Origin of the sequence: Methylobacterium mesophilicum, assembly GCF_022179445.1 — a bacterium.
Taxonomy (GTDB): Bacteria; Pseudomonadota; Alphaproteobacteria; order Rhizobiales; family Beijerinckiaceae; genus Methylobacterium; species Methylobacterium mesophilicum.
Map to the genome: position 1 here is coordinate 1 of NZ_BPQU01000068.1, position 8,290 is coordinate 8,290.

Annotated in this window: 5 protein-coding genes and 2 pseudogenes; 3 read left to right on the forward strand and 4 right to left on the reverse strand. The window is 61.7% G+C overall.

Annotated features, from left to right (window positions below; all coding sequences use genetic code 11):
• Positions 1-52: 52 nt before the first annotated feature.
• Positions 53-244 (forward strand): annotated as a pseudogene (locus tag MFF40_RS28045) (alpha/beta hydrolase); the annotation flags it as partial.
• A 105-nt stretch (positions 245-349) separates the two neighbouring features.
• On the opposite strand, the gene MFF40_RS28050 reads toward MFF40_RS28045, so the two are convergent.
• From MFF40_RS28050 to MFF40_RS28065, 4 genes are all read right to left on the reverse strand, one after another.
• Complete coding sequence (locus MFF40_RS28050) at positions 350-1,441, reverse strand: G1 family glutamic endopeptidase (protein ID WP_238263094.1); 1,092 nt, start codon at positions 1,439-1,441, stop codon at positions 350-352.
• Complete coding sequence (locus MFF40_RS28055; protein ID WP_238263096.1) at positions 1,438-2,403, reverse strand: phosphatase PAP2 family protein; 966 nt, start codon at positions 2,401-2,403, stop codon at positions 1,438-1,440. The genes MFF40_RS28050 and MFF40_RS28055 overlap by 4 nt, the downstream gene beginning before the upstream one ends.
• A gap of 22 nt (positions 2,404-2,425) precedes the next feature.
• Entirely contained in the window at positions 2,426-4,183 is a 1,758-nt protein-coding gene (locus tag MFF40_RS28060; RefSeq protein ID WP_238263098.1) for an adenylate/guanylate cyclase domain-containing protein, read from the reverse strand.
• A gap of 1,511 nt (positions 4,184-5,694) precedes the next feature.
• Entirely contained in the window at positions 5,695-6,408 is a 714-nt protein-coding gene (locus MFF40_RS28065) for a Crp/Fnr family transcriptional regulator (RefSeq protein ID WP_238263099.1), read from the reverse strand.
• 516 nt (positions 6,409-6,924) lie between these two features.
• Between MFF40_RS28065 and MFF40_RS28070 the strand changes: the two genes are divergently transcribed.
• Positions 6,925-7,635, forward strand: coding sequence for a helix-turn-helix transcriptional regulator (locus MFF40_RS28070; RefSeq protein WP_238263101.1), 711 nt, complete (start codon positions 6,925-6,927; stop codon positions 7,633-7,635).
• 102 nt (positions 7,636-7,737) lie between these two features.
• Positions 7,738-8,016 (forward strand): annotated as a pseudogene (locus MFF40_RS28075) (integrase core domain-containing protein); the annotation flags it as partial.
• Positions 8,017-8,290 lie beyond the last annotated feature (274 nt).

Here is an 8,290-nt window from a genome sequence, read left to right on the forward strand (position 1 = left end):
CGCCGGATACGAGGACGACTTGGCCGTCGCTACATAAGTGGGAACAGCTCTAGTCGGTTCTGCCGAGACGCTTCTCAAAGACGCCCTGCGGTTGGCCCGCGTTGCCGGCGCCGCCGACTTCGCCGTGGATCTGCAGATCTGGCCGCGGATGATCCACGCATGGCACCTGTTCTACCCAGACCTCGCTGACGGGCGCCGGTCCCTGTCGAGCGCGGGGCGATTCATGCGGGCTCACCTTAGGGGCGCCGCCGCGGGCTGGTCGCGCGGGTGGCCCGACTCGGGGACGACCCCCGACACGCCCGTGGCGCGGATCAGCCCATCGCAGTTGATCGATCAGGAGGGCTGCGGGTCAGCGCATACCTCCGTACGTCACCGTCAGCGCGGTCGGGCTGCGTCGCTTGGCAAGCGACAGGACCGCGATGCGGGCCGGGTCGGGCTCGCGTTCGAGCATCCTGATGTAGCGAGTCCCGTGCAGGATCTGCGGAACCCCAGATGACAGGGCCGGGAAATCGGCGGCTGGGCTTCCGACAGCGACGCACAGGTCAAACTCGGCGCTGTCGTAGTTTGGAAAGTTGTATATGTCCGAACTTCCGACGATGCTCGGTCGCTCGACGATCCATTCCGCGGTGGCGCCTGTGATTTTGGGACTTATCGTCTGGCCGCCGATGTCGACGGTCTGAGGGCCGTATTGGACGGCGATGCCGACCGGCGGCGAATTCGAGAGATTGACGACGACGGCAACCACGCGCCGCGCATCGATCGCCGTCAGCACGCAGAGCACTTCGTCGCCTGGGGCGAGGGGAAGTGGGAGATACGTCGGTGCGTTGTGCATGGCGTTTCGCGTCCACCATTGCGTCCACGCTTCGACCGTCACCGTTCCATCCGCGTGCAACAGGGAGACGGTGCCGACCTGTGGCAGCGACGCGTCAAGATACCGGCGCTGCCCGTCGAGCCCGATCCAGTGGGAGCACGCATAGGGCAGGCCGGGAGTCCCCGCGTTCGGCGGGGCCGGGAAGCGCAGCGTTTCAGGCGTTATCCAGGCCCCCCAGATCTGGGCGAACTGTCGGCCGCCGTTGGCCGTCAGATAGGCGCCCGCCCAGTTCCGGCTGGTGTCGAACGGGCTCGCCGTCGCACTCAGGCGGTTGGCGCGCTGCGCGCTGATCCGATACGGGGTCGTCTCGATCCTCCGACGGACCACTGGGTCGAAAGCAAATGTTCTGAGGGCCAAGGTTTTCCCGAACCCGCGCTCCCACACGCGGTGCAAAATACAAGGCGCCGCAGGCCCAGGTCGTGGCGGCAGGCCGTATCGACGAAGCTGAGCGGCATCGATATCAGCCGGCGTGATCGGCTGGGCGGGCGCGTCGAAGCCCGTGAATCGTCGCCGCAGATCATCGAGCACACGCTCATCGACGCCGCCAGAAGCGGACGATGGATCTTTCATGCCCACTCCTCCCGCGCAGCATCGACTGCGATCTGATACTTGCTGGCGCCTGGCGCGATCGCAGACTGTTGCAGCAGCGGTAAGGTGCTGATCGCGAGCGCGACGCCCCCATCCGTGTCGCTTTTATAGTGAAGGCCGGCGATCTCCCTGTTTCTCGCTATTCTGTTCGCCAAGGTCCAAAGAACCACCGCGGCGGTGTCGTACATCTGCGAGCCCGCGAGCACGTCGCGCATGCACAGCGCCATGAGATGCGCCTGGGTAGCGTGACCGCTCGGGAAAGACGCGTGGCCCGGGACCTGAACCGGAGGCATCAGTGCAGGGCACAGGTGCGAGGGGCGTGGCCGCGCATAGCGGCCCTTGAAATACATCGCCACGAACGTGCCGATGAGACTCGCGATCGTCAGAACCTTGTTCGTATTCGGATACGATCCGGGTCGGGATGACAGTGCGTTCAAAAAAAAGCTGATGAATTCGTCCGACTGGGACAGAATTTCGCCTAACGCGTCGGCCCGTTCCTCCTCGGCTGCGATGACGAGGTCGTGTATCTCCCCGGTCACGTTCAATGCGCTGTTGCCGCCGAGCCAGTCCACGGGCGTAACAGCGGGAAACGCCGGAGGTTGTGAGGTGGCCGACGGAAGCTGCGGTATACCGGACGGCCATGCGGGGGTCATGGCACGCCAGTTCGTGGCGGAAAACTCCGCCAGGCACTGCCACGCGTACCAGTCCGCCGACCAATTGCGATCGGGGAACTTCGGTTGCGCAATAACGGCGAGCGCCCCGATGGTCTCGCCGGCGGGCACCGCGGCTCCCCCCGGCGGCGGGGCCGCAGGCGCGAAGACGAACGGCAGAGCGACCCGGTCGGGGAAGAACCAGCCCGCGGCATTGCCCGAGGCGTTGCCGTGGCCCCCGGCGCTGCCGCTGTTGCCATCGTTCCCTTGATTGCCGTCAAAGCTTGCGGGCATCTTCATCTCCTTTGCTACACGCTCAATCAGGAATTCCAGCCTCGATCAGTTGATTTGCAAACAGCTCGCGGACCTGGCCACGCAATGGAGTTCGGCTGCGAAAGAGCGCAACTCGGTATTCAGGAATCAACTCGAGGAGCCGACGGGCGACCATGCCGGCTTCCGCGCGACGGCCTGCTGCGACGAGGCCTGCGATCAGGCACCTAAGATTGGAGGCGTTGTTTGCGCCCTTGGCTGCCGATGCGTGAGCCCAGGCGATCGACTCTTCATGGCGACCAGCCAAATAGTAAGCCTGTGATAAATAGTGTTCTAACCAAAAAGCATCGATGCCCAATGGCGATAATCGAACGGCATGTTCTCCGTATTCGATGGCGCGGGATGTTTCGCCGATGTAGCCGAGAGTGAGGCCACTATAGGCCCAGGCCCAAGCGCAACTGGGGCCGGCTGCCAGGGCACGCTTCAAATACTCATTCGCACTATCATAGTCCCGCAATAGGTAGGACCGTAGATGTCCGTAAATTGCCAGGCCGACCGCATCGCTTGGATCGCGCTCGATCGCCATCTGCGCCGCATGGGAGGCGGCCAGGCGGTCGGCATCCTCGTCCTCGGACCAGCCCTGGCCGATCCAGCGCATGCCGAGCGATGCCAGGTGGGAATAGGCCGGCGCGTAGGCTGCATCGCAGACTGACGCCTGTTCGAGCAATCTCCTGGCCTCGATGAAAGACGTTCGCTCCAGTCTGTGAATGAGACTGAGTGCCTGGAGCGTCAGGTCATAGGCCGTGAGGCTGTCGGGTCGCTTGCGGTGTGCGCGCGCAAGTTCGTGGGATCGCAAGTGCGGCGCGACGATCGACGCGACCCGCAACGCGATCGCGTCCTGCATTTCGAAGACACTGCCGAGCGTCCCGTCGAAACGATCTGCCCAGATCACGCCGCCGTGGTTTGCCAGTTCCACCGTGAGGCGCAAGGCATCCCCGTGGTGTCGCAGGCTGCCGTGCAGGACATAGTCTGCATCGAGTTCATGAAAAGCGCGGCGCAGATCGACCGGGACGAGCTTGAACCCCGCGGTGGAGCTCCGCGAGATGACCAAGAGATCCTTGAGTCCGCTCAGCGCGCGGATGATGTCGTCGATCATGCCTTCCGCAAAGTACGTGTCCAATCTGCTCCTGTGGAGTGCCCGAAACGGAAGCACAGCCAGCACGGGCCTGTAATCGCGACGATCGTCGCCGGACGATCGGTTCCATCGCGGTGGCGGCGTCTGCACATCCGCTTGTGTCGGGACGGTCTTGGCGCGAGCGGCATACAGCATGACGGGCTCGCGGATGTTTTTCAGCCGACGCAGGCCGACGCACTCGAAGGCCGACGGTAAGCGTTGGCTGACCTGATCGTAGACGGTCGCCGAGATCAAAATTCCGCCGGGATCCGCAAGTGGCTCCAGACGTGCTGCAATGTTTACTGCAGTTCCCCCGATCTGGTCTCCCTTGACCATGATTTCACCGGCATGGATACCGACCCTAAACAGGAGTCGCCGCTCGGCCGAAACCGCGGCCGTGCGGCGCTGGCAGTTGGTTTGAAAACGCAACGCGCAGGTCACGGCCTCAACGGCACTGGAAAACTCCGCAATCACTCCGTCGCCCGCGATGCCGAAGACTTGGCCACCCGATCGCGCGATATTGCGGCAAAGCCTGCGGATTTCCGCGCATACGCGGCGGTGGGTGTCCTCTTCCGCGCTCCCCATCAGGGTGCTGTAGCCAACGATGTCTGCCGTAAGGATCGCGGCCAACCGGCGCTGGATCTTCTCCTTGCCGACTGAAGCGACGCTAATCGCAGGGAGAGGCGACAATGTCTTGCCCTCGCGACAGCCAGGCTAGATCCGAGATCACGGGCATGCGTTGGCGTTCCATTTAACTGATGGCTGCATAAAGATTCATCAATCCGAATGCGAAGAAAATCAATATAATATGTCACGTTTCGACGATGCGATCTGCGCCGATCCGGATTCATCGCACGCCGATTTCATCGTTCAGATTGCATCCAATCCTTTCGAGTTGCACATAACAGTGGTCATGTCCGCGGCAGCACGCTGGAACCTATATCGGCGGTCGTGATTCGACCAACGTATTTTTTGAATGCTCGGTGCATCCGGTTCCTCCTCCTCCCGAGACCGATCTCGACCTTGCTTGGCCGCCAGCCGGTGAGGGGGCGCCGAGCGGCGGGCCGCTCCGTGGCTTCGGGTTGCGCTTCGTTCTGCAGATCTGTCGATCCGCGCTTCGGACCCTCTCTTCCACGCCGGTGTCGAGCGCCTTCAGCCCAAGCCTTTGGGGCAAGCGGGAAGCGCCCGCAGACGCCAGCCCGGCGCGCGCGCATCGGGTATCCGGGAGTTGATCGGCGCAGGATGCCGTCGATCCCGCACCGGGCGGATGCATCCGGCATCGTGGCGTGCGTCGCAGAAAGATTTCATCCCGGCGTACGTCGATCGACCGACGCGACTACGACACGTAAGCCGGATCCTGCGCCGTGGCGGGCGTCCCCAACGGAAGCGGCTGTTCCGCGACCGTCGATCGCGTCGGATGGCTTCCGTGATCGGGCCAGCACCGCTTACTGCATGTCGCGGTCCATCAGTACCGGAGAGTGTTCGCCGTTAGGTGTCAAGTCTTTGAGCCATGCACGCCCATTAACTGAATCATGATATTCAGACTGTCAAAATAATAGCATCGTTCTGTATAATTTTTTTTCATAGAGTGAATCATTAAAATTGTAAATTTTGTGAAATCAATATCAATAGCTGATAATTAAGATCGTATTCAAATCATATTAAATCAAACCACATGAATAATCGGATGGCACAAGCATAGCGGCCGCTGACTTATTCGTAGTTATCTCAATCGGTAGGCTGCATCTCGGCACTGTGCCCGGATCGGCGCTTGTCTGGGCGGCTGCACCACGTTTCATCGCTGGCTGGACACACTACGTCGTCCCGCATCAAGCCAACATCCTCGAGTTCGCGGTCCGTGAAATGAACTAACACGCGGCGACTGCTCAGGATCCGCTGCCGTATCTCCAACAGTTCCAATAGGTAGCGCACCATCGCCGGCCTCCACAGCACGTGTGCAGCACACGCTAACGGATCCTCCAGGTCACGGGTGTGCGATGCCTCACAGCGAAAATTACATAAGCGACGATATTGCAATGAATATCTTAAAACTTAAAAATAAACAAAAGTAAAAGATGTTAATTCGGTCAGAACGAGTAAAAATAGGACGTACAAACTTGTCTTGAGTCGCCAAATCGATGTCAAGATATTTCGAGAAATCCTGATGCGATATTTTGCAAGGCTTTGCGATTAAATACCGTGCAGGCACCCGGCGCCAACGTGACATAACCTTTGCGTTGCCACGCTGAAAGATGCCGGTTGATCCCCTCTCGGGAAAGACCAACCATGTGGCCAAGTTCGCGTTGCGTGGTCAGCACGCGGCCGCCGTTGCGGTCGGGGTCGCCGGCCAGCGTGAGCAGCGTTTTCGCCAAGCGCTGCTCGGCGCAGACGAAGGCATGATCCGACAATTGCTGGCTGGTCCTCCGCAGCCGTCCGCTCAAGATCGCAAGGAGCCGGATGGCCAGCATCGGGAAGTCGTTGACGAGGGGAAGGAGATCGCGCCGCTCTAACAACAGAAGGTAGCAGCGCGTCGCCGCGACCGCGTCGGCCGTGCGCGGCCCGTCGTCGAGAAGAGCAATCTCGCCGAAAACCTCGTTCGGGCCGATCAGATTCATGATTAGCTCGGACCGGCCCTCCGGGCACGGTGTCGAAATTCGAACGTGACCGCTCACGACGGCGAGCAGTCCATGACTCTCATCGCCCCGGCAAAAGATGCGCTGCCCGCAGCGAAACGTGAGGGGCTGCGCGCGCACGGCGAGGCGCTCGGTGACGGTTCGCGGCGCGTCCCGAAATAGCTCGTGCTGGGTCAGCACGCGTCGCTTATCGAACGCCGCGGCGGCTTTGTCGGACGGCACGCGTCAGGCTCCTTCCCCGGTTCGGGGCAGACGAGGCGGAGGTCTGCCGAAGAGCCCGAAAACCGACGGCGTAGTGCATGAGGATCTGTCGTTTCGCCCCGAACCAATCATATTGGACTGTATCCACGGCATGCCGATGACCGATCGCAACTCAGAGACATCGCAAAATCGCAGCAGTACAATACGGCTAGATATGAAATCGGTACAAGACCCCTATACCTGCTCGCCCGGCGCAGCCGGCCGTGTCGAACGTCAATAAAAATTGAATCCCGCGGCGGGCGGGTGATGTCACGGCCGGCCGAAGGGGCGCGTTTCGGTCTCAGCGATCGCGCCGCCACCTGACATCAGGATCCGGCAACAGCAGGCGCGCTGCGATCGATGGTCCTCGCCGCCGCAGTCGTCCTGTTCTTCCGCGTGGTGCGGGAGTGACGAACCTCACACCCTTCCGCCTCCGACGGATTGCACTGTGTCCGCTCTCAAGAGGTCGTTTCACCTGAACCGGACGAGGGATCGCTCATGTTGGCTGCCGCAGACCCGACCCCGTTGATGCCGAGCGTCCCGCCGGCACCCCTCCGCGACACGAGGGGAGGCGGCTCAGACCGGTCGGACGGCGCTGATGGACCGCAACGCTCCAGGGTCGATCCGACGGGCATCGCCGCCGCGCTTCAGGCTTTCGTCGAGCATTTCGAGGAAGGAGTAGCGGTCCTCGCCCCCTGCGGGCGCGTGCTGTTCCTAAATTGCGCCGCCCGCGCCATGGTGCTCGGTGTTCCGTTGCGGCTTGTGGATGGTCATCTCCGCGCTGGGGCGCCGAACGATACCGCGGCCCTTCGCAGGATGGTCTCGGGTTGCGCGGTGACGGGCAGCGGTTCGATCCGTCTCGTGAGCGAGGACAAAACATTGCTGATCGCCGCGAGCGCGCTAGCCCCGACACCCTATGGGACTGCCGAGCCAGCCGTGCTCCTGCGCCTGATCGATCCCGCTACCATCCGGCTGCCCGGGAAAGACATGCTGCAGGTGCAATTCGGTCTCACGCCCGCCGAGGCTGCATTCGCCCTAGAAATGCTGGCCGGGAACGATCTGGTGGCGAGCGCGAGCCACCGCGGGATCACGTTGCACACTGCACGCGTCCATCTGCGCCGCATCTTCGAGAAGACGGAGACACGTCGGCAGGCGGCGATGATACGTCTGCTCCTGCTCTGCCCCCGACTTGTCACGCGGCAGGCTTGAAGCTAGCGCTGACCGGACGGTTGACGCGGTTCACGAGCGAGGCAGGCTTCGTCCGGCCGTCGACATCGAACGCCGTCGGGATTAACTTCCTGGAAGCCGCGCGAACTCAGGGTAACCAAGGCGCGCCACTCCTGGACCAACAGTCAGGTCGAGCGAATGAACCGCTCGATCAAGGACGCGACGGTCAAGCGCGACCACTACGACAACCACGCGCAACTCTGCGTTCAATTGGCCAACTTCGCTGACGTCTACAACTTTGTCCGCGGCCTTAAGACCTTGCCTTGTCTCACCTCCTATTAGGCTATCTGTAAAGCATGGTCCGCCGAGCCCAGCCGCTTCAGGTCAAACCCACTCCACCAAATGCCAGGACCAAACAACTAGTTGATCTGCTTGCCATCTGCCGTCCTGTACTACCGCGTCCGATCCTGTAGCTCAATAAGTTGGCTCGCTGGATGATTGCCGAACCCTTATGTTGCTTGACCTCTCGCTAACATAGCGCGCAGTCCTGCTCTTCAGCAGGTCTGTCGCTGGCATGTCTGACCGCAAGCATCCTCTGCGGGTGGGGCGGCCCACCCGCTTCGAGATGGGGGGCTAAAGTCTGCTTTCCAACGAGGCTGTGTGAGAACGCGTTTGCGGACTGGACGGACCTGACAGC